The following is a 21,268-nucleotide window of genomic DNA, read 5'->3' as shown; positions in this document are numbered from 1 at the left end:
GTCTGGCGCGGCTCCCTAACCCTCGGGTTAAGGATCCGCCGGTGAAACGGCCGAACAGGGTTAACTCGCGATTAACCCTAACGAGGCGATAATCGCTCCATCGGCACGCCGGCCGCAGCCGGCCTTGAACGGGTTTGGGCATGCTGCTTCGGAACATCGCGATCGCTTGCGCGCTCGGAGCAGCCCTGTCGTCCTGCGCCAGCTACCAGCCGCCCTCGCCCGCCTTCCACCGGACGCTAAGCGAGCCCTACCGGCTCGACAGCGGCGATCGGGTGCGGGTGACCGTCTTCGAACAGGACGCGCTGACCAACAGCTACGCGGTGGACAAAGGCGGTTTCATCGCCATGCCGCTGATCGGCAGCGTGCCGGCGCGCGGCCATACGACGGAAGAATTGGAAAAGGCGGTGGCCGACCGGCTGCGCAACGGCTTCCTGCGCGATCCGAGCATCGCCGCCGAGGTCGAGACCTATCGCCCCTTCTTCATCATGGGCGAGGTGACGCAAGGTGGCCAATATAGCTACGTTCCGGGTCTCACCGTCCAGAAGGCGATTGCCATCGCCGGCGGCTTCACCGCGCGCGCCGAGCAGCGCAACGCGGATCTGACGCGCCAGGTCAACGGCAAGATCGAGACGGGCCGTGTGCTCGTCTCCGATCCGATCCAGCCGGGCGACACGATCTTCGTGCGCGAGCGCTGGTTCTGACGCGCCGCCCGCACCAAGCCCGATCGTCGCCGGTCGTTCGAATTGTCCGCATCCGTTTCACGGAACCGTGAGCGGCAGGCCTTAGCCTTCCGGGAAATCGCTCGCGCCGGCGCCTGCAACGCCACGGCGGCGATCGATCCGGGACCTTTGCGGGGAACAGGCCGTGCCACAAGCGTCGAGCGTGCAGGAAACCTCCGGTCCGGCCGGCACCGCCAATGCCGCGCCGCCCTTTACCGCGGTGGACATCCTGCCCTTCTCCGCCGCCGCCGTGCGCGCCACGAAGGCGCCGACCGGCGCGACGCCCGGCATTCTCAGCGAACGCGCCGCCGAGATCGCCGATCGCCTGGCGCCGCGCGTTATCTCGCCGAGCCTTCTCGCCGATCTCTGGCGGCTGGTCGAGATGGTGGCGCTCACCGCCGTCTCGCTGGCGATCATCGCGCTCTACGACATGCCGAGCGGCCCCGTGCTCTGGCGCTATGTCATCGTCTCGCTCTGCGGCGGCATCGCCGGCATTTCGGCGATCCAGACCTTCGGCGGCTACGAGACGACGACCTTCCGCCGGCTTTACGGCCAGCTCGTGCCGGTCGCCGCTGGCTGGGCGACGGCGGTGGCGATGCTGGCATTGGGCTTCTTCTTCCTGAAGATCCAGAACGAGATGTCGCGGGTCTGGCTGGCGCTCTGGTTCACGCTCGGCGCAGCGCTTCTCCTCTCCGCCCGCATGGCGCTCGGCCTCCGCGTGCGGCGCTGGGCCAGCGCCGGCAAGCTGGAGCGCCGCGCCGTGATCGTCGGCGGTGGACCCGCCGCCGAGAAGCTGATCGAGGAGATCGAGCGGCAGCCAGAGAACGACCTCAGGATCTGCGGCATCTTCGACGATCGCGACGACCGCCGCTCGCCGGCAAGCGTCGCCGGCTATCCCAAGCTCGGCAATGTCCGCGATCTCGTGGAATTCGCCCGCCGGGCCAGCATCGACCTGCTCATCGTCTCGATCCCGGTCTCGGCCGAAAAGCGGGTTCTCGAACTCCTGAAGAGCCTCTGGGTGCTGCCGATCGACATCCGCCTCGCGGCCCATAGCGCGCAGAGGCGCTTTCCTTCGCGCTCCTATTCCTTCGTCGGCCGGGTGCCGATGCTGGACGTGTTCCACAAGCCGATCGCCGACTGGAATTCGATCGTGAAGCGCCTGTTCGACATCGTGGTCGCCAGCTTCGCGATCCTCGCTTTGTCGCCCGTCTTCGTCGCGGCGGCGCTCGCCGTGAAGCTCACCTCGAAGGGCCCGATCTTCTTCAAGCAGAAACGCCATGGCTTCAACAATCGGATCATCGAGGTCTTCAAGTTCCGCTCGATGTATCACGAGATGGCCGACCCGCTGGCGAAGCGGGTCGTGACCAAGGGCGACCGGCGCGTCACCCCGGTCGGCCGCTTCATCCGCAAGACGTCGATCGACGAGCTGCCGCAGCTCTGGAACGTCATCCGGGGTGAGCTCTCGCTCGTCGGCCCCCGCCCCCATGCCGTCCATGCGCAATCGAGCACGCAGGAAGCCTTCATCGAGATCGTCGACGACTATTTCGGCCGTCATAAGGTGAAGCCCGGCATCACCGGCTGGGCGCAGATCAACGGCTATCGCGGCGAGATCGACCAGCCGGAGAAGCTGAAGCACCGCTTCGACTACGATCTCTTCTATATCGACAACTGGTCGATCCTCTTCGACATCAAGATCCTCGTCCTGACGCCGATCCGGCTGCTGAAAACGGAAAACGCCTATTGAGGCGCGAGATCAGGCGTAGTCGAAGGCCGTGCCGAGGCTGACATCGCTATGGAGCTCGCGCATCGCGAGCACCGGCGGGACGAGCGCCTCGCCCCGCACCACGAGGCGGGCGCGATCCTCCCGCACGGCCCGCACGGCGGCGCGATCGTCACCCGCGCCAGACGCCTCGAAGACGTCGACCAGATTGGCGCTGTGTTCGAGATTCTTCTCTTCGGCCCAGAGCTTCGCCCCCTGCCAGCGCCGGAAGGCGCGATAGAGCGTCGCTTCGTCATTTTGGATGCGCACAACGAACATCGGCCGGCCCCCAGTTCCCCAATCACCGAAGAGTCGATGGTTAACATGCGGTAAGACTTTTCGTTCCCGCAAGGCCATGGTGAATTTTAGAGGGGATGCGGGAGCCGAAAGGCGGACGCGCAACAGGGCGAGCGACGCGGAATCGGCTGAAGAGACAGGATATTTCGTGGGAGAAAATGGTCGGAGCGAGAGGATTTGAACCTCCGACCCCTTGGACCCCATCCAAGTGCGCTACCAGACTGCGCTACGCTCCGACTGCGAGAACCCTTAGAGAAACAGGGTGCGAAAGGCAACCGTCTTTCCATCCCTTCGCGCGGAGAACGCCGACGCTCGATGCGACGATGGCCTTCCGGCAGCCCGCCCGCGGACGGATGCGGCGGTTCAGCGGGACTGGTCGAGCAGCCGCTTGCATTCCAGGAGTTCGATGAGGACGTCCTGAAGCGTGGCGACGCTTTCCTTGGCGAGGCCGACCGGCGCATCGTCGCCGCGGTCGCGGCGCAGGAAGGCGGAAAAGGCGCTGCGCCGCTCGGCCGGCGGCTGCGGCTCGGGCGCGGCCGGCGGGGCGTCTTCGGGCTCGGAGGACATGGTCGGATCGTCGTTCGGATCGTCGTCGGGTTCCTGATCGGCGCGGCCGAACTGCGCCGAATCGAGCGCGGCGACGTCGCCGGCGCCGATCCCGATGACGAAGCGGTTGCCGTTCTCCTTCAGGATACGCTGCACGCCCTTGATGGTGAAGCCGCGCACATAGAGAAGATAGCGGATGCCCTTCAGCAGCTCGACATCGTCCGGCCGATAATAGCGCCGGCCCCCGCCCCGCTTCATCGGACGGATCTGCGTGAAGCGCGTTTCCCAGAAGCGCAGGACATGTTGCGGCAGGTCGAGATCCTCGGCGACCTCGCTGATGGTACGGAAGGCGTCGACGCTTTTGCCGGTCATGTCTCGAACTGCACCTTGGCGGGAGCGGCTATTCGGCCGCCTTCAATTCGGCGGAACGGGCGTCGAGACGCTTGGAATGCGCTTCGAGAATGCGGTCCTTCATCACGTTCGACGGCTTGAACACGGCGACGCGGCGCGGAAGGATCGGCACTTCCTCGCCGGTCTTCGGGTTGCGGCCGATGCGCTCGTTCTTGTCGCGCACGAGGAAGGAGCCGAAGGACGAGATCTTCACCGATTCGCCACGCGCGATGGTCGAGCAGATCTCTTCGAGAATCATCTCGACCAGGGCGGCGGACTCCGTCCGCGACAGTCCGATCTTGCGGAAGACGGCTTCCGCGAGATCCGCTCTGGTGATCGTCTTTTCGCTCATGCCTATCCCCGAGATCAGCCTGCCGAATCCGCTCCCCAGCGTCGCCGGCGGCCGGCAAACAGGGCGAAGATACGCAATCCTTAAGATGAATCAAGGCTCAGCGAGCGGTTCCGCTGCGCTTCGCCAAGCTTCCTATACTACCACCGGATGACCACCGCACCCCAGGTGAAACCGCCGCCCATGGCTTCGAGAAGCACGAGATCGCCGCGCTTGATGCGCCCGTCGCGCACGGCCGTATCGAGGGCCAGCGGAATGGAAGCCGCCGAAGTATTGCCGTGGTCCTGGACGGTGATCACGATCTTCTCCGGCGCGATGCCGAGCTTCTTCGCCGAAGCCTCGATGATGCGCCGATTCGCCTGATGCGGCACGAACCAGTCGATCGAATCGACGGTGAGACCGAGCGCCGAGAAGGAATCCTCGACGACATCGGTGATCATGCCGACCGCATGCTTGAAGACCTCGCGGCCCTGCATGCGCAGCTTGCCGGTGGTGCCGGTGGTGGAGGGTCCGCCATCGACATAGAGCTTCTCCTCATGCGCGCCGTCGGCCCGCAGCTTGGAGACGAGGACGCCGCGCTCGCCGGCCGCGTCCGCGTCCTCGGCGCCCAGCACCACGGCTCCCGCCCCGTCGCCGAAGAGGACGCAGGTGGTCCGGTCCTCCCAGTCGAGAATACGCGAGAAGGTCTCGGCGCCGATGACGAGCGCGCGCCGCGCCATGCCGGAGCGCAGATAGAGATCGGCCGTGGTCAGGGCGTAGACGAAGCCGCTGCACACCGCCTGGACGTCGAAGGCGAAGCCGTGATGGATGCCGAGCCGGCTCTGCACCTGCACGGCGGAGGCCGGAAAGGTGTTGTTGGGCGTCGCGGTGGCGAGGATCACCAGATCGATATCGGCGGGCGTCAGGCCGGCGGCGTCCAGCGCGGCCCGCGCCGCCGCCTCGCCGAGCGACACGGTCGTCTCCCCCTCGCCCGCGATCCGCCGATTGCGGATGCCGGTGCGCTGGGTGATCCATTCGTCGGAGGTCTCGACCGTCCTTTCGAGCTCGGCATTCGAGACGATCCGGGCGGGCAGGCTCGAGCCCGTGCCGAGAATGAGCGAACGGCGGGCGCGCATCAAATCGTCTCCGGCGCGATGGCCGCGGTCGGGCCGTTGGTGGTCAGGCGCTCGTGGAAAAGGCGCAGCGAGTCCTCGACCTTGCCGAGAAGGCCGTTCTCGGCCATCGCGCAGGCGAGATCGATCGCCGCCGCGACGCCTTCCGCGTCCGTGCCGCCGTGGCTCTTGATGACGATGCCGTTGAGGCCGAGAAACACGCCGCCATTCACCTTGCGTGGGTCCATCTTGTCGCGAAGGCGATCGAAGGCGCTCTTCGCCAGAATATAGCCGAGCCGAGCCATCCAGGTCTGGCTCATCGCCGCGCGGAGATAGCCGGCGATCTGCTTGGCGGTGCCTTCCGCCGTCTTCAAAGCGACATTGCCGGTGAAGCCTTCCGTGACGACGACATCGACGGTGCCCTTGCCGAGATCGTCGCCCTCGACGAAGCCGCGATAGGAGAGGCCCGCGATCGGATTCTCCTTCAGGAAGCGCGCCGCCTCCTTCACCTCGTCCTGCCCCTTCACCTCCTCGACGCCGACATTGAGAAGGCCGACGGTCGGCTCCTCGATGCCGAAGAGCGCGCGGGCCATCGCGGCGCCCATCATGGAAAAGTCGACGAGCTGCTGCGCATCGGCGCCGATCGTCGCGCCGATGTCGAGCACGATGCTCTCGCCGCGCACCGTCGGCCAGATGCCGGCGATGGCCGGCCGCTCGACCTTCGCCATGGTGCGCAGGCAGAACTTCGCCATGGCCATCAGCGCGCCGGTATTGCCGGCGGAAACGGCGACATGCGCCTCGCCGGTCTTCACCGCCTCGACGGTCTTCCACATGGAGGACTTGTAGCGGCCCTGGCGCAGCGCCTGGGACGGCCGCTCGTCCATGCGGATCGAGACGTCGCAATGGTGGAAGGTGCTGGCGGCCTTCAGCGCCGGCAGCGTGTCGAGGACCGGAAGGACGACGCTCTCGTCGCCATAGAGAACGAAACGCGTGCGCGGATGGCGCTGCAGCGAGATCGCGGCGCCCGGCAGCACGACGGACGGTCCATGATCGCCGCCCATCGCGTCGACGGAGATCGTCACACCTGAACTGGCACTCAAATGCGGCTCGCTTTCCTGTCTCGCCCCAGCGGTCCCGTCACGCAAGACCCCGCCGATCGGATGGCGGCCCCGAAGCGTCGCGAAGCTGGAATTCGCGGAAGTCTCTTAACCTTTTTCGGCCCGACCTCAACCGTCATCGCGTCTCGCATCGCCTCGTCAGGCACCCTCGTCGCGCAGACGGGCGAGAACGGCGAAGGGCGACGGCTCCGCTTCTCCCTCCCGCCGCTCCTCGAACGTGGCGTCCGGGGCGCGCGGATAGGGATCGAGCGCGAGACCGAGGATCTGGACCAGCGCCTCGCCCAGATCGACGCGGTCGCCCTTGAAGCTTTCCGGCACCTCGTCGGCGAGATCGACCTCGACTTCCTCGCCCTCCTCCGCCGCCGGCCGGGCAAGGCGGGAATGTTCGGGCACATAGAAGAGGCGCACCTCCTCCTCGACATGTTCCGGCAGGGGCTCCAGCGTCACGACATCGGTCTGCACGACATCGGCCGTCAGCCGGCCCTCCACCGTCACGCCGTCGCGCTGCCAGCGCGTGGCGACGAGCTCCGCGCCGAGGCTTTCCACCGAAACGAGATCGAAACGCCGGGCGACGGCCGCCCGCTGCGCCTCGCTGGCCGTGAAGGACAGCGGCAAGCCGTCCTGCGGCAGGCGGGCGGCCTGGAAATCGAAGGAAACCTCGCCACCGATACCGTTCGTATCCGCGCTCATCGCGCCTCTTCCTCGCTGTAAAGATGACCGGACAGGATGCGGTCGGTCGTCACCGCCGCCAGTTCGGCCTGCGTCGCCATCATATAGGTTGCCAATCCGGCGGCGTCGCGGCGCTCCGGCGGCGCGTCCGCCAAGGCCCGCTCCGCCAACGCCGCCGCGAGGCCCGGCACGTCGCCGGCCAGCATCGGCCCGTCATAGGCGGCGACGCGCTCGTAGAAGCGCCCGGCGAGTCGGCGCATGCGTTTCGGCACCGCCACGTCGCCGACGCCGATCTCGCGGATCGAATCCTCGACATCGGCGACGAAACGATCGACCAGATCCTGGGCGACGGGCTTGGCCGCGGCGTCGTCCCGGCAGCGCAGCAGCGCCAGATAGACATGGAGGGACAGCGCCTCGAAGCGCCCCATCACCGTATCGGGCACGCCGAAATCGAGAAACAATCGGGGCGTGCGCGAACGGGCGACGATGCCGTGATAGAGCGCGTCGATGATCTCGCGATTCCGCTGGCGTATTCTGAAGGACTTCAGCATCTCGGCGTCTCGGCTCGGACCGGCGGTTCGCGTCGCACGGCTGCGGCACGATTGCAACAATCACCCGACTGCTTTACGAGCGCTGCCGCGTGGGACGATCGGTTCGCGGGGGGCTGCCGCTTTTATGACGCGAGTGCTCCCTAGGACATCGCGCCCATCGCTTCACAGGGAGGCCCTGACTTTGAGTCGCTTTCGCATTCGCGCAGCCACCTTGTCGGCTGGATTGCTGGCCCTTTCGATCGCCGGCGGCTGCACGACCCGCGAGGTCCTCAACCAGGGCTATATCGTCGACGACCAGACGATCCAGCTCGTTCCGGTCGGCTCGAGCCGCGAGCAGGTGCTGACGGCGCTCGGCACGCCCTCGACCAAGGCGACGTTCGACAACGAGGTCTTCTACTACATCTCGCAGAAGCGCGTCCGTCCGGTCGCCTTCCTCAATCCGCATATCGTCGATCAGCGCGTCCTCGCCATCTACTTCGGCTCGGACGACACGGTGAAGCAGATCGCCAATTACGGCATGCAGAACGGCAAGCTCTTCGACTTCATCTCGCGCACGACGCCGACGGGGGGCAAGGACATGAGCCTGCTCGGCCAGATGCTCTCGCCCGGCGCGCCGGCAAGCATCGGCACCGGGAGTGCGACGGCCGGCGCCGATCCGAACCGTCCCGCCGGCGGCTGATCGCCGTCCGGGGATGAGACCGAGCGGCGGACGCATTTCGCGCCCACCGCCCGGAAGCGTCAGCCGTGCGCGAGCACGGCGAGAAGCAGCAGGGCCACGATATTGGTGATCTTGATCGCCGGATTGACGGCGGGTCCCGCCGTGTCCTTGTAGGGATCGCCCACCGTATCGCCGGTGACGGACGCCTTGTGCGCGTCCGAGCCCTTCATGTGGCGCGTGCCGGCGCCATCGACGAAGCCGTCCTCGAAGCTCTTCTTGGCATTGTCCCAGGCGCCGCCGCCCGAGGTCATCGAGATGGCGACGAAGAGACCGGTGACGATGACGCCGAGCAGCATCGCGCCGAGCGCCGAGAAGGCCTGGCTCTTGTCGGCGATGAGCAGCACCAGGAAGAAGACGACCAGCGGCGCCAACACCGGCAGGAGCGAGGGCACGATCATCTCGCGGATCGCCGCCCGCGTCAGCATGTCGACCGCCCGGGCATAGTCCGGCCGCTCGCGCCCTTCCATGATGCCGGGCTTTTCGCGGAACTGGCGGCGCACCTCCTCCACCACGGCGCTCGCGGCGCGGCCCACCGCCGTCATCGCGATGCCGCCGAAGAGATAGGGGATCAGGCCGCCAAGCAGGAGGCCGACCACCACGAAGGGATTGGTCAGCGAGAAGTCGGGGGCGACGCCCTGGAAATAGGCATAGCCCTGCCCGGCCTTCGCCTGCGCGATGAAATATTGCAGGTCGTAATTATAGGCGGCGAAGAGCACGAGCGCGCCGAGACCGGCGGAGCCGATCGCATAGCCCTTGGTCACCGCCTTGGTCGTGTTGCCGACCGCGTCCAGCGCATCGGTGGACTTGCGCACATCGGAGGGCAGCCCGGCCATCTCGGCGATGCCGCCGGCATTGTCCGTCACCGGGCCGAAGGCGTCGAGCGCGACGATCATGCCCGCCAGGCCCAGCATGGCCGTCACCGCGATGCCGGTGCCGTAGAGGCCGGCGAGTTGGTAGGTGGCGATGATGCCGGCGATGATGACGATCGTCGGCAGCGCCGTCGCCTCCAGCGAGACGGCGAGACCCTGGATGACATTGGTGCCGTGGCCGGACACCGAGGCCTGGCTGATCGAGCGCACCGGCCGGTAGCCGATGCCGGTATAATATTCTGTGATGAAGACGATGAGCCCGGTGACGACGAGGCCGACCAGACCGCAGAAGAACAGGTTGAGGCCCGAAATGCCGGTATCGCCGCCTTCCACCCGGCCGAAGCCGAAGGTGGCGGCGGTGGCGAGGCCGATGCCGACGACCGAGAGCAGCGTCGTGACCCAAAGGCCCTTGTAGAGCGCGCCCATGATCGAGCCGTTGGCCCCGAGCCGCACGAAGAAGGTGCCGACGATCGAGGTGACGATGCAGGCGGCGCAGATCGTCAGCGGATAGAGCATCGCCGTCGCGACGACCGGGCTGCCCGCGAAGAAGATCGCGCCGAGCACCATGGTGGCGACCACGGTCACCGCATAGGTCTCGAAGAGATCGGCCGCCATGCCGGCGCAGTCGCCGACATTGTCGCCGACATTGTCGGCGATGGTCGCCGGATTGCGCGGATCGTCCTCCGGGATGCCGGCTTCCACCTTGCCGACGAGATCGCCGCCGACATCGGCGCCCTTGGTGAAGATGCCGCCGCCGAGACGCGCGAAGATCGAGATCAGCGAGGCGCCGAAGCCGAGCGAGACGAGGCTGTCGATCACCGTGCGGTCGGTCGGGGCATAGCCGGACGGGCCGGTCAGGAACAGGAAATAGGCCGCGACGCCGATCAGCGCGAGGCCGGCGACGAGCATGCCGGTGATGGCGCCCGACTTGAAGGCGATGTCGAGACCGGCGGCGAGCGAGCGCGACGCCGCCTGGGCCGTGCGCACATTGGCGCGGACCGAGACATTCATGCCGATGAAGCCGGCGACGCCGGACAGGACGGAGCCGATCAGGAAGCCGACCGCCGCATGGATGGAGAGAAGCAGCCAGGAGCCGAGAAAGACGACGACACCGACAACCGCGATGGTGGTGTATTGGCGGGCGAGATAGGCTTGCGCCCCCTCGCGGATCGCGCCCGCGATTTCCTGCATGCGCGCCGACCCCTGGTCGGACGCGAGAACCGAACGGATCGCCCAGCCCGCATAGGCGAGCGAAAGCACTCCGCACAAAAGCACGACGATCAAGGCTGTGGACATGGACCTCCCCTGCCACCGGCCTGCGATGTCTTCGACCGATCGGTCCTCCTCCGACGGTCGACGGGCCCTCTGGCCCCTGGCCGACTGGACGGAATCGAGGTTACGCGAGCCCGGAGCGGCGTCAAGCGCCGCTCGGCTCGGTTCGGCTCACTCCTTGGTGGGGTTCGTGCCCCGGCCCTCGCCGCGCGAGCGGCGGGCGATGCGGTCGAGCACGGCATTCACCAGCCGCGTCTCGTCGTCGCCGAAGAAGGCCTTCGCCACGTCGACATATTCGGTGACGATCACCGCCGTCGGCACGTCCTTGCGGTTCATCACCTCGTAGGCACCGGCGCGCAGGATGGCGCGCAGCGTCGTGTCGAGCCGCGACAGCGGCCAGTCGGCGGTCAGCGAGGTGTGGATCAGCGGGTCGATCGCCTTCTGCGACCGCACGACGCCGGAAACGATGTCGCGGAACCACGCGGCATCGGCCTCGCGATAGGTATCGCCGTCGATCTCCTGGCCGAGGCGCGTCGTCTCGTATTCGGCGACGGTCTCGAGCAGGCTCGTGCCGCCGACATCCATCTGGTAGAGCGCCTGGACGGCGGCGAGCCGGGCGGCGCCGCGCTTGTTGGCGGGCCGCACCGGCCGGGGCGAAGCGTCGCTCACCGTCACGCTCCGAACCGATCGCGCAGCGCGATCATGGTGAGGGCCGTCTCGGCGGCCGAGCCGCCTTTGTTCTTGTCGGACTTGCGGGCGCGCACCAGCGCCTGCTCCTCGTTCTCGACGGTCAGGATGCCGTTGCCGATGGCAAGCCCCTCCTCCACCGACAGATCCATGAGGGCGCGGCAGGATTCGTTGGCCACGATATCGAAATGATAGGTCTCGCCGCGAATCACGCAGCCGAGCGCGACGAAGCCGTCATATTCGCGGCCGCCCTCGTCCGCGCCGGTCAAAGCGAAGCCGATCGCGGCCGGGATTTCCAGGGCGCCGGGAACGGAGACGACGTCATAGGTCGCACCCGCCTCCTCCAGCGCCGCCCGCGCGCCTTCGAGAAGGGCATCGGCGATGTGGTCGTAGAAGCGGGCTTCCACGATGAGGAGATGCGGAGCTGCCATAGGTCACCTTTCGGGATGTCACGTTCGGCCGCCGAAGCGCCGCCTTGCGGGGGAGCCGGGCTCATAACCCAATTCGGGGTCCCGATGGTAGGGAGAAGACGCGCCGGCTCAGACCTTCGTCGCATCCGCCGCGAAGAGACGCGCGGCATAGCGGGCGATCTGGTCGATTTCGAGATTGACGCGATCGCCGGCCTGCCGCTCGCCCCAGGTCGTGACCTCCAGCGAATGGCGGATGAGGAGGACGTCGAAGACGTCGTCATCCACCGCGTTCACCGTCAGCGACGTGCCGTCGAGACAGACCGAGCCCTTCGGCGCGATGAAGCGCTTGAACGCTTCCGGCACGCGCAGGCGGAAGCGCACGGCGTCCCCCTCCTCCTCGCGCGACAGGATCTCCGCCTGCCCGTCGACATGGCCGGAGACGAGATGGCCGCCGAGCTCGTCGCCGAGCTTCAGGGCGCGTTCCAGATTGAGGCGAGTGCCCTCGGCCCAGCCGCCGGCGGTGGTGAGGCGCAGCGCCTCCTCCCAGGCCTCGACCTCGAACCAGCGCCGGTTCGCGCCCTCGTCCGGCAGCGCCGTCACGGTGAGGCAGGTCCCGGAACAGGCGATGGAGGCGCCGATGGCGATGCCGGCCGGATCATAGGTCGTCTCGATGCGGAAGCGCCGGCCCTCGGGCAGCGCCGTCACCGTCTCGATCCGACCGATATCGGTCACGATTCCCGTGAACATGGACGTGTCCTTTCCGAATGTCAGGCGAAACGTTCGAACTCGCGCCAGCGGTCGGGGCCGAAGCGGAACTCGCGCGCCAGACGAAAGCCCGCCGGCGGCTGCCTCGCGCCGCAGGGCGCCGCGATGCCGTCGGCGCCGATCTCGTTCTCGCCCTCGACGACGATCAGCCGATCGCAGAAGCCTTCGGAGATCAGCGAGCGGCCGAGCTCACCGCCGGCCTCGACCAGGAGGGTCGACAGCCCGCGCGCGGCGAGGTCTTCGAGGAGTTCGGGCAGCGCGACGCGGCGCGTGCCGGGATCAGCCTCGCAGGCGATGATCTCGCAGCCCGCCCGGCGCAGCGCCTCGGCGCGCGCATCCTGCGGATCGAGGGTCGCGAAGGCGGTCGGCACCTCGCGCGCGGTCGCCACCACCTGCGCCGCCGGCGAGGTTCGCAGGCTGCCGTCGAGCACGATGCGCAGCGGTGATCGCTCGGTCAGACCCGGCAGGCGGCAGGTCAGCGAGGGATCGTCCTCCGCCACCGTCGCGGCGCCGACCAGGATCGCGTCGCTGCGGGCGCGCAGGAGATGGGTCTGGCGATTGGCGATCGGCCCGGTGATCGCCACCTGCCCCGCCCCACGCCGACCGATCTTGCCATCGGCGGAAACCGCGATCTTCACCGTGACTTCCGGACGTTTCTTCGTGACACGCGCGAGATAACCGGCGAGCGCGCGCCGCGCCTCGGCCGCCAGAACGCCGCCCTCGACGGCGATGCCGGCGGCGCGCAGCATGGCGGCGCCCTTGCCGTCGACGCGCGGATCGGGGTCGCTCGCCGCATAGACGACGCGCGCGACGCCGGCGCGGATCAGCGCTTCGGCGCAGGGCGGCGTGCGGCCGTGATGGGCGCAGGGCTCCAGGCTGACATAGGCGGTGGCGCCCGCCGCGCGCGGGCCGGCCTCGGCGAGGGCCTGCGCCTCCGCATGCGGCCGGCCGCCCAGCGCCGTGACGCCATGGCCGATGATCGCCGGGCCGGCGCCGTCGTCTCGCACGATCAGCGTGCCGACGGAGGGATTGGTGCCGGTGAGCCCAGCATGGCGCTCGGCATGGCGGATGGTCGCCGCCATGAAGCGCCGGTCGTCGTCGGGCGAGAGCTCAGGCACGGGGCGCGGCCTCCGGCTCGTCCGCATCGGCCGATCCGAGATCCTCGACCTCCGGCGGCCGGGTCAGCTCGCGGATCACGTCCTCGAAATCCCGCGCCTCGTGGAAATCGCGATAGACGGAGGCGAAGCGGACATAGGCGACATCGTCCAGCCCGCGCAGCGCCTCCATGGCCAGAAGGCCGATCTGGCGCGAGGTGACCTCCGCGTCGCCGCTGGATTCCAGCTGGCGCACGATCCCGGAAATCAGCCGTTCGACCCGCTCGCGATCGACCGGGCGCTTGCGCAGCGCCACTTCGATCGAGCGGGCCAGCTTGTCGCGCTCGAAGAGCACGCGCTTGCCAGAGCGCTTCAAAACGACGAGATCGCGCAGCTGCACGCGCTCGAAGGTGGTGAAGCGGCCGCCGCAATCCGGGCAGACGCGTCGGCGACGGATCGCGGCGCCGTCCTCGGTCGGCCGCGAATCCTTCACCTGGCTGTCCTGCGAGCCGCAATAGGGGCAGCGCATCGTTCTGCGGCTCGCGTCGTCGTTTCAGATCAGGCGGACTGGCCGTAGATCGGGAAGCGGCTGGTCAGCGCCAGCACCTTTTCCTTCACGGCGGCCTCGACGCGGGCATTGCCCTCGTCCGAATTGGACTCGCGCAGACCGTCGAGCACCTCGACGATCAGCTGGCCGACCTCGCGGAACTCCTGCGGGCCGAAGCCGCGCGTCGTCGCCGCCGGGGTGCCGAGCCGGATGCCGGAGGTGATCGTCGGCTTCTGCGGATCGTTCGGCACGCCGTTCTTGTTGCAGGTGATGGCGGCGCGGCCGAGCGCGTTCTCCGACGACTTGCCGGTGAGGTTCTTCGGGCGCAGGTCCACCAGCATCAGATGGGTGTCGGTGCCGCCGGACACGATGTCGAGGCCGCCCTCGCGCACGGTCTGCGCCAGGACCTTGGCATTCTCCACCACCGCTGCCGCATAGGCGCGGAAGGCCGGCGTCAGCGCCTCGCCGAAGGCGACCGCCTTGCCCGCGATGACATGCATCAGCGGCCCGCCCTGAAGCCCCGGGAAGATCGCCGAATTGATCTTCTTGGCGATGTCCTCGTCATTGGTGAGCACGAGGCCGCCGCGCGGGCCGCGCAGCGTCTTATGCGTGGTCGAGGTCACGACATGGGCGTGCGGGAACGGGCTCGGATGCTGGCCGCCGGCGACGAGGCCGGCGAAATGCGCCATGTCCACCCAGAGATAGGCGCCGACGGCATCCGCGATCTTGCGGAAGCGGGCGAAGTCGATGATGCGCGAATAGGCCGAGCCGCCGGCGATGATGATGCGCGGCTTCTTCTCCACCGCCAAGCGCTCGACTTCCTCGTAGTCGATGATGCCGGTCTCGGTGTCGAGGCCGTATTGCACGGCGTCGAACCAGCGGCCGGACAGATTGGGCTTGGCGCCATGCGTCAGATGGCCGCCGGCATCGAGGCTCATGCCGAGAATGGTCTCGCCCGGCTTCGACAGCGCCATCAGGACGGACTGGTTGGCCTGGCTGCCGGAATTCGCCTGGACATTGGCGAAGGCGCAGCCGAAGAGCTGCTTGGCGCGCTCGATCGCCAGATCCTCCGCGATGTCGACGAAGTGGCAGCCGCCGTAATAGCGGCGACCCGGATAGCCTTCCGCATATTTGTTGGTCAGGACGGAACCCTGCGCCTCGAGCACCGCGCGCGAGACGATGTTCTCCGAAGCGATCAGCTCGATCTCGGTCTGCTGGCGGTGAAGCTCGCCCTTGATCGCGCCGAACAGCGCCGGATCGGTCGAGGCGAGATTGCCGGTGAAGAACGTATCGAACTCGGCGGCGGCTTCCGGCTTGCGCAGTTCGGACATCGGGGTCCCTCCTTTGTCGGACTTAAGTCCTTATCGGATGCACCGCGCCGATAGCATGCTCGTTTGCGACGGCCAACCGTCCATCGCAAAGAAGGCCGCGGCGCGAGGCGCGGCGACCTTCCGGCTTCGTTCGTCGAAGGCGCGATCTCAGTTGGCGAGATCGGGCGCCTGGGTCTGCACCTGCTCGCCGGGCTGATAGGCCTGCGGCGCGACGTCGTTCATCGCCAGCTGCTCGGAGCCGTCGCGGTGATAGATGTCGTCGCGGAACTGCACGACGTTCGGGTCGGTCGCCCAGGCGGTGAGATAGGTGAAATAGACCGGCACCGGGGTCGACAGGTTGATGTCCTGGCGCTGCCGGGCGGCGATGATCTGCTCGATATGCTGGCGGTCCCAGCCCGGCTCGTCGCGGGCGAGCCAGACGATGAGGTCGCGCACGTTCTGGACACGCACGCAGCCGGAGGATTCGAAACGCATCAGCTTGGAGAACAGGCTCTGTTGCGGCGTGTCGTGCATATAGGTGTTGAAGGGGTTCGGGAAGTTGATCTTCACCGAGGCCATGGCGTTGTTCTTGCCCGGCTCCTGACGGAAAAGATATTTCACCGCCTCGTTGGTGTTCCAGTCGACCGCCGTCGGCGGGATCTCCTGGCCGCCGGGGCCGAAGATCTTGATGTCGTTGCGCGACAGATAGGTCGGATCCTTCCGCATCAGCGGAATGATGTCCTTCTCCACGATCGAGGCCGGCGCGTGCCAGTAGGGATTGAGGTTGAGATTGGTGATCTTGGAGTTCAGGATCGGCGTCTGGCGGTCGATCTTGCCGACGATGGCGATATGGCGCTGCACGACGCGGCCGTTCTCCACGGCCTCCAGCGCCGCGGCCGGCACGTTCACCATCACGAAGCGATTGCCGAGGAAGCCGTTCATCGACTGGAGACGCACGAGATTGGTCTGGAGCTGGCCGACGCGGACGTCGACCGGCACGTTCAGCGCCTTGTAGGTCATGTCGGCGACGACGCCGTCGGCCGGCAGGCCGTGCCGGGCCTGGAAGCGCTTCACCGCCGCATCGACATAGGTGTCGAAGGAGTTCGACATGCCGGCCGAGCGCGGCAGGTCGCCCGAGACGGCGAGGCGCTGGCGCAGCGGGCCCACCGCCGCATCCTCCATGCCGAGCCGCAGCTTGCCGCCTTCCGGCACGCTCGGCCAGCCGCCGGCCATCATGATCGACCGATAGTTCTGGATCGCCTCCGACAGCGAGGCCACGGTCGTTTGCGAGAAGACCGGCGTGTTGGAATCGAGCTTGGCGACGCCCGTCGAGCGCGTGTCGAACTGATCGTCCCAATTGCCGCGATCGGGCGCCATCAGGAGATCGCTCAGCGCCTCCTGCGCCATGGCTCCGCCCGACGCCAGCGTCGCACCCATGGCGGCGACGCCCGCCACGAACTGGCGGCGGGACATCCGGCCCGAACCAAAGCGCTTGTCGTTCAGCATGGATGCCCCTCTTCGGCCGTCGATCTTGTCTGCGGGATTATCGACCCGTCAACGTAAACGGAATCTCAACGCGCCAAGGCTCGAGCCTGTCTTCGAACACGGGGCGCCAGGGCCTCCGAAGGCCATGCCAATATGGCCAAAGCAAGGATTCGTCAGGTTTCGCGGACGCTTGGGCGCGGGCGGGTTGCATCCCTGCAACAAGAAAACCCCCGCGCGCCCGGTCGGGGCTCACGGGGGTTTGATGGCGCGGCGCGTTTCGGCGCCGGTAAGGCTTCAGAGCCGATAGGCGATCGTGTCGTTCCAGAAGCGGTCGAGCCGCTGCAGCGCCTTGTTCAGCTTCTGGAATTCCTGCTCGTCGAGGCCGCCGACCTTATCGATGGAGCCGATATGGCGCTGATAGAGATCGGCGACGATCGCGGCCACTTCCGCGCCCGCCTTCGTCAGCTGCACGCGCACCGCGCGCCGATCGACCCGCGAGCGCTGGTGGTCGATGAAGCCGAGATCCACGAGCTTCTTCAGATTGTAGGACACGTTCGAGCCGAGATAGAAGCCGCGGGTGCGCAGCTCGCCCGCCGTCAGCACCGAATCGCCGATATTGAAGAGCAGCAGCGCCTGGACGGCGTTGATGTCGGTGCGGCCATTGCGGTCGAACTCGTCCTTGATGACGTCGAGCAGGCGGCGATGCAGACGTTCGACGAGTTGAACCGTCTCCAGATAAAGGCTCTTCAGTTCGCTTTCGGGCTCCGTGACCTTTTCCGGCTGGCTCTTCGTCTGGGTCTTCATGATCGGCTCCGCTGTTGTCGCTGACAGATGCTCGAATGGCTCCGTCTTGAAGAACACCCTAACCCGCCCGGCTAAAAGTCGACTTAAAGTCCACGCTTAAGAGCACGTTACTGTTTTCGTTCGGATTTCCGGGGCATCGCTTCGGCGCCCGCACCTGCCGTCGCGTCAGCGGCGACGGGTGCGGCCGAGATGCCACTCGACGATCCGCAGCAGACCGAGCGCCAGGAGACCGGCGCAATGGAAGGCGAGTTCGGGACCGGGACCGCCGAACTGCCGCTGTAGCGGCACATGCATCGCCCCTTCGAGCGCGGCGACGAGCAGCCAGACGACGCTGCCCCAGGAGGCCGTGAGCCAGAGCCCGACCCCGGCGACGGGGCAGAGGACGGCGAGCGCCGCCGCCGCGACGCGCCATTCCAGCGGCATCAGGTCGAAACGCCAGCCCGATTCCGGAAACACTCCGACAAGCATGATCCAATAAAACAGGCCGAGGCCGAAAAGCGCCAGGCCCGCCGCGCGCAGGAGAAGGAGGATCGCCCAGCGGACGATCCGTTCCGTTCTCTCGTTCGTTGCCGGAGATGTCGTCATTCGCGCCACTTGGCCAGAAGCCGCGCCGAAGCGCCAGCCCGCCCCTCCTGTCCCCATCACCGAAATCGGTCAGCGCCCTTAGCCGATCAATGGTTGAAGCTGTGGAAAGAAGGGCCTAACGACACGCCCGCCGGCCGGCCGATCGGACGGTTCCTCCCACGCCAGACGACGGAGCCGCCGATGGTTCTGCAGCATGACCGCCCCACCCTGTCCACCCGCATCGACGCCGTGACCGGCGGCCGGCGGCTGCGGCGGCTGCGCCAGCACGACTGGTCGCGCCGCCTCGTGCGCGAGACCGAGCTTTCGCCCGCCGATCTCATCTGGCCGATCTTCGTGCGCGAGGGCGCCGGCGCCGACGAGGCGGTACCGTCGATGCCGGGCGTCGCCCGCCGCTCGGTGGCGCGCGCGGTCGAGGCGGCGCGCGAAGCGCGCGATCTCGGCATCCCGGTCGTCGCGCTCTTTCCATTCACGACGCGCGACAGGCGCGACGATCGCGGCAGCGAGGCGCTGAACGAGAACAATCTCGTCTGCCGCGCCAGCCGCGCCATCAAGGACGCGGTGCCGGAGGTCGGCATTCTCTGCGACGTGGCGCTCGACCCCTATACGAGCCACGGCCATGACGGCGTAATGCGCGGCGGACGGATCGACAATGACGAGAGCGTCGAGATCCTCTGCCGCCAGGCGCTCGTCCAGGCGCGGTCCGGCTGCGACATCATCGGCCCGTCCGACATGATGGACGGGCGCGTGGCGATGATCCGCGAGACGCTGGACGCCGAGGGGCTGCGCGACACGATGATCATGTCCTATGCGGCGAAATACGCCTCCGCCTTCTACGGCCCGTTCCGCGACGCGGTCGGCTCGAACGATCTCCTGAAGGGCGACAAGCGCACCTATCAGATGGATTTCGGCAATGCCGAGGAGGCCGTGCGCGAGGCGGCGCAGGACATCGCCGAGGGCGCCGACATGATCATGGTGAAGCCGGGCATGGTCTATCTCGACATCGTGGCGCGGCTTGCGGCCGAATTCGGCATGCCGACCTTCGCCTATCAGACCTCCGGCGAATACGCGATGATCGAGGCGGCGGCCGGCAACGGCTGGCTCGACGGCGAGCGCGCGATGATGGAAAGTCTCGCCGCCTTCAAGCGGGCGGGCGCCGCCGGTATCCTCAGCTATTTCGCGCCCCGCGCGGCTGCGGCGCTGCGCCGGGGCTGATCGGGCCGTTGCGCGGGCGCCCCGGCCTTCCCACATGGGGTTCCGACGCCGGCACTCGCGCCGGCCGGAGACCCGAAGGACGATGAGCAACAACGGCACCCTTTATCGCGACGGCCTGCGGGCGGATCTCGATGCACCCCGTCTCTACGACGGCGTGCGCAGCCGGCGCGTCCTGTCCTTTCTCTTCGACTATCTGGTCGTGCTACTGCTGGCGATTCCGGCCGCCATCGTCGTCTTCCTGCTCGGCATCCTGACGCTCGGCATCGGCTGGCATCTCTATGCCATCCTCCTGCCGGCGATCGCGATCCTCTATCTCGCCTTCACCATGGGCGGGTCGCGGCAGGCGACGCTCGGCATGCGCTTCGCCGGCATCCGGGTCGAGAAGCTCGACGGCGGGCGCGTCGATCCGCCGCTCGCCATCCTGCATGGCGTGCTGTTCTGGGCCTCGGTGACCTTCCTCACGCCTTTCGTGCTGCTCGTCGCGCTCTTCACCGGGCGCAAGCAGTTGCTGCACGACCTGCTGCTCGGCACGGTGATCGTCCGCGACCGCTGAGCGGCGGCGCGATCCAGCTCCGTCGGACCGAAACGCGACGCGCCCGTATGTTTCCATAGCGGGCGCGTTATGTTTTAAAGCTGCTTTCCCTCGCACTTCCCTGTCTTCCGCGATGGGACCGAGGCCCGACGCGCCCATGACAGTTCATCCGCAGACGCCGCAGTTCTTTCTGACCTCGCCGTCGCCCTGCCCCTATCTGTCCGGCCAGTTCGAGCGGAAGGTCTTCACCCATCTCATCGGCGAGCGGGCGCCCGATCTCCTCGATCTCCTGACGCAGGGCGGCTTCCGCCGCAGCCAGAACATCGCCTACCGCCCCGCCTGCGAGCGCTGCCGCGCCTGCGTTTCCGTGCGTATCCTCGTCGACGAGTTCGTGCCGACGCGCTCCATGCGGCGCGTCGCCCAGCGCAACCAGGATCTCGTCGGGCGCATCGGCGATCCCGAACCTTCCAGCGAGCAATATTCGCTCTTCCGCCGCTATCTCGACAGCCGCCATGCCTTCGGCGGCATGTCCGAGATGTCGGTGCTCGACTACGCCATGATGGTCGAGGACAGCCAGGTCGACACGCGGCTGGTGCAATATCGCCGGAAGGGTCCCGATTCGCGCTTCAGCGAGCGCTCCGACGGCGCGCTGATCGCCAGCGCCCTCACCGACGTGATGGGCGACGGGCTGTCGATGGTCTATTCCTTCTTCGAGCCGGACGAGGCCGAGCGCAGCCTCGGCACCTTCATGATCCTCGACCATATCGAGCGCGCCCGGAAGATGGGCCTGCCCTATCTCTATCTCGGCTACTGGGTGCGCGATTCGCGCAAGATGGCCTACAAGATCCGCTTCCAGCCGCAGGATCATCTCGGCCCGAAGGGCTGGGAACGCTATGTGCCGGACGAAGCCGAGCAAGGCTGAGACGACCGCTCAGCAGGAGTCTGTCCAAAGACATTCTTCACTTCGAAGCGCGTCGATATGGCCGGTCACGTCTACATCATGGCGAGCGCGAAGAACGGGACGCTCTATGTCGGGATGACGAGCGACCTGTCACGGCGCATCCACGAACATAAGACAAGCCAGACACCCGGCTTCGCTTCACGTTACGGCTGTCACCGATTGGTCTGGTACGAGGAGCACTCCGATATCCGCGATGCGATCACGCGCGAGAAGACCATCAAACGCTGGCCACGCCGTTGGAAGATCGCCCTGATCGAGAGCCTCAATCCAGATTGGAACGAATTGTATCGGGGGGTGGGATGGTGAGATTTGACATAAGGAACGGCATTCGGAAATGAATTAAGGATGCTCGCATCCCTCCTTTCAACTTCGTCATCCCGGCCTTGAGCCGGGATCCATTCCTCGACTTTGCAGGAATAGATCTTGTCAGACGGGAGCGCGCATAGGAACGTTGCGTTCTCTTGCTGCTGATTTGGCATGGATCCCGGCTCAAGGCCGGGATGACGATGCTGATGGGTTGCAGCTTTC

At 67.1% G+C, this 21,268-nt stretch carries 24 protein-coding genes and 1 tRNA gene; 7 read left to right on the top strand and 18 right to left on the bottom strand.

The features are described 5' to 3' along the window. The first annotated feature begins 140 nt into the window (after nt 1-140). Both IEY14_RS00435 and IEY14_RS00430 read left to right on the top strand, forming a co-directional pair. On the top strand, nt 141-701 hold the full coding sequence (locus IEY14_RS00435; protein WP_188906270.1) for a polysaccharide biosynthesis/export family protein: 561 nt from the start codon (nt 141-143) through the stop codon (nt 699-701). A 238-nt stretch (nt 702-939) separates the two neighbouring features. Then, nucleotides 940-2,463 (top strand): undecaprenyl-phosphate glucose phosphotransferase, encoded by a 1,524-nt coding sequence (locus IEY14_RS00430; RefSeq protein WP_373288922.1) that lies wholly within the window; start codon nt 940-942, stop codon nt 2,461-2,463. Between the two features lie 9 nt (nt 2,464-2,472). On the opposite strand, the gene IEY14_RS00425 is transcribed toward IEY14_RS00430, so the two are convergent. The 8 genes from IEY14_RS00425 to IEY14_RS00390 all read right to left on the bottom strand — a co-directional run bounded on the left by IEY14_RS00425 (nt 2,473) and on the right by IEY14_RS00390 (nt 7,489). Next, nucleotides 2,473-2,757 (bottom strand): hypothetical protein, encoded by a 285-nt coding sequence (locus tag IEY14_RS00425; protein WP_188906269.1) that lies wholly within the window; start codon nt 2,755-2,757, stop codon nt 2,473-2,475. 177 nt (nt 2,758-2,934) lie between these two features. Beyond that, nucleotides 2,935-3,011, bottom strand: a tRNA-Pro gene (locus IEY14_RS00420). A 127-nt stretch (nt 3,012-3,138) separates the two neighbouring features. Further along, nucleotides 3,139-3,693, bottom strand: a complete 555-nt coding sequence (locus tag IEY14_RS00415; RefSeq protein WP_188906268.1) for a MerR family transcriptional regulator — start codon at nt 3,691-3,693, stop codon at nt 3,139-3,141. Between the two features lie 28 nt (nt 3,694-3,721). Then, nucleotides 3,722-4,063 (bottom strand): integration host factor subunit alpha, encoded by a 342-nt coding sequence (locus IEY14_RS00410; protein ID WP_188906267.1) that lies wholly within the window; start codon nt 4,061-4,063, stop codon nt 3,722-3,724. A 137-nt stretch (nt 4,064-4,200) separates the two neighbouring features. Then, on the bottom strand, nt 4,201-5,175 hold the full coding sequence (locus tag IEY14_RS00405) for a beta-ketoacyl-ACP synthase III (RefSeq protein ID WP_188906266.1): 975 nt from the start codon (nt 5,173-5,175) through the stop codon (nt 4,201-4,203). After that, a complete protein-coding gene (plsX, locus tag IEY14_RS00400; RefSeq protein ID WP_244639317.1) occupies nt 5,175-6,212 on the bottom strand; it encodes a phosphate acyltransferase PlsX in 1,038 nt (345 codons plus the stop codon). The genes IEY14_RS00405 and plsX overlap by 1 nt, the downstream gene beginning before the upstream one ends. A gap of 195 nt (nt 6,213-6,407) precedes the next feature. Continuing rightward, entirely contained in the window at nt 6,408-6,959 is a 552-nt protein-coding gene (locus IEY14_RS00395; RefSeq protein ID WP_188906264.1) for a YceD family protein, read from the bottom strand. Then, the gene (locus tag IEY14_RS00390) at nt 6,956-7,489 is read right to left on the bottom strand and encodes a ubiquinol-cytochrome C chaperone family protein (RefSeq protein ID WP_188906263.1); all 534 of its coding nucleotides are present in this window, start codon (nt 7,487-7,489) and stop codon (nt 6,956-6,958) included. The genes IEY14_RS00395 and IEY14_RS00390 overlap by 4 nt, the downstream gene beginning before the upstream one ends. Nucleotides 7,490-7,613: 124 nt before the next feature. Here IEY14_RS00390 and IEY14_RS00385 point away from each other — a divergent pair, with 124 nt between their 5' ends. Beyond that, nucleotides 7,614-8,168 carry an outer membrane protein assembly factor BamE gene (locus IEY14_RS00385; RefSeq protein WP_188907323.1) on the top strand — a complete coding sequence of 185 codons (555 nt, stop codon included), beginning with the start codon at nt 7,614-7,616 and terminating at the stop codon, nt 8,166-8,168. A 59-nt stretch (nt 8,169-8,227) separates the two neighbouring features. On the opposite strand, the gene IEY14_RS00380 is transcribed toward IEY14_RS00385, so the two are convergent. The 10 genes from IEY14_RS00380 to IEY14_RS00335 form a co-directional block, all read right to left on the bottom strand. Next, a complete protein-coding gene (locus IEY14_RS00380; RefSeq protein WP_188906262.1) occupies nt 8,228-10,372 on the bottom strand; it encodes a sodium-translocating pyrophosphatase in 2,145 nt (714 codons plus the stop codon). 147 nt (nt 10,373-10,519) lie between these two features. After that, on the bottom strand, nt 10,520-11,017 hold the full coding sequence (nusB, locus tag IEY14_RS00375) for a transcription antitermination factor NusB (RefSeq protein WP_373288864.1): 498 nt from the start codon (nt 11,015-11,017) through the stop codon (nt 10,520-10,522). Nucleotides 11,018-11,019: 2 nt separating this feature from the next. Next, nucleotides 11,020-11,466, bottom strand: coding sequence for a 6,7-dimethyl-8-ribityllumazine synthase (locus tag IEY14_RS00370; RefSeq protein ID WP_188906260.1), 447 nt, complete (start codon nt 11,464-11,466; stop codon nt 11,020-11,022). A gap of 108 nt (nt 11,467-11,574) precedes the next feature. Further along, a complete protein-coding gene (locus IEY14_RS00365) occupies nt 11,575-12,192 on the bottom strand; it encodes a riboflavin synthase (protein WP_188906259.1) in 618 nt (205 codons plus the stop codon). A gap of 20 nt (nt 12,193-12,212) precedes the next feature. Next, the gene (gene ribD / locus IEY14_RS00360; protein ID WP_188906258.1) at nt 12,213-13,355 is read right to left on the bottom strand and encodes a bifunctional diaminohydroxyphosphoribosylaminopyrimidine deaminase/5-amino-6-(5-phosphoribosylamino)uracil reductase RibD; all 1,143 of its coding nucleotides are present in this window, start codon (nt 13,353-13,355) and stop codon (nt 12,213-12,215) included. Further along, complete coding sequence (gene nrdR / locus IEY14_RS00355; RefSeq protein ID WP_188906257.1) at nt 13,321-13,833, bottom strand: transcriptional regulator NrdR; 513 nt, start codon at nt 13,831-13,833, stop codon at nt 13,321-13,323. The genes ribD and nrdR overlap by 35 nt, the downstream gene beginning before the upstream one ends. A gap of 29 nt (nt 13,834-13,862) precedes the next feature. Next, nucleotides 13,863-15,182, bottom strand: a complete 1,320-nt coding sequence (gene glyA, locus IEY14_RS00350; protein ID WP_188906256.1) for a serine hydroxymethyltransferase — start codon at nt 15,180-15,182, stop codon at nt 13,863-13,865. Between the two features lie 147 nt (nt 15,183-15,329). Then, nucleotides 15,330-16,667, bottom strand: coding sequence for a L,D-transpeptidase family protein (locus IEY14_RS00345; protein WP_188906255.1), 1,338 nt, complete (start codon nt 16,665-16,667; stop codon nt 15,330-15,332). Between the two features lie 273 nt (nt 16,668-16,940). Further along, nucleotides 16,941-17,450 carry a transcriptional regulator LdtR gene (ldtR, locus tag IEY14_RS00340; protein WP_188906254.1) on the bottom strand — a complete coding sequence of 170 codons (510 nt, stop codon included), beginning with the start codon at nt 17,448-17,450 and terminating at the stop codon, nt 16,941-16,943. 165 nt (nt 17,451-17,615) lie between these two features. After that, nucleotides 17,616-18,035, bottom strand: coding sequence for a DUF6163 family protein (locus IEY14_RS00335; RefSeq protein ID WP_188906253.1), 420 nt, complete (start codon nt 18,033-18,035; stop codon nt 17,616-17,618). Between the two features lie 180 nt (nt 18,036-18,215). Here IEY14_RS00335 and hemB point away from each other — a divergent pair, with 180 nt between their 5' ends. From hemB to IEY14_RS00315, 4 genes are all read left to right on the top strand, one after another. Beyond that, complete coding sequence (hemB, locus tag IEY14_RS00330) at nt 18,216-19,247, top strand: porphobilinogen synthase (protein WP_188906252.1); 1,032 nt, start codon at nt 18,216-18,218, stop codon at nt 19,245-19,247. Nucleotides 19,248-19,329: 82 nt separating this feature from the next. Beyond that, the gene (locus IEY14_RS00325; protein ID WP_188906251.1) at nt 19,330-19,800 is read left to right on the top strand and encodes an RDD family protein; all 471 of its coding nucleotides are present in this window, start codon (nt 19,330-19,332) and stop codon (nt 19,798-19,800) included. A 136-nt stretch (nt 19,801-19,936) separates the two neighbouring features. After that, nucleotides 19,937-20,701 (top strand): arginyltransferase, encoded by a 765-nt coding sequence (locus IEY14_RS00320; RefSeq protein WP_188906250.1) that lies wholly within the window; start codon nt 19,937-19,939, stop codon nt 20,699-20,701. A gap of 57 nt (nt 20,702-20,758) precedes the next feature. Continuing rightward, on the top strand, nt 20,759-21,046 hold the full coding sequence (locus IEY14_RS00315) for a GIY-YIG nuclease family protein (RefSeq protein ID WP_188906249.1): 288 nt from the start codon (nt 20,759-20,761) through the stop codon (nt 21,044-21,046). The last annotated feature ends 222 nt before the right edge of the window (nt 21,047-21,268 follow it).

This window comes from Aureimonas endophytica, from assembly GCF_014642635.1.
Classification (GTDB): Bacteria; Pseudomonadota; Alphaproteobacteria; order Rhizobiales; family Rhizobiaceae; genus Plantimonas; species Plantimonas endophytica.
Note: the sequence above shows the minus strand (reverse complement) of the source record. Positions and strands in the feature narration are given on the sequence as shown.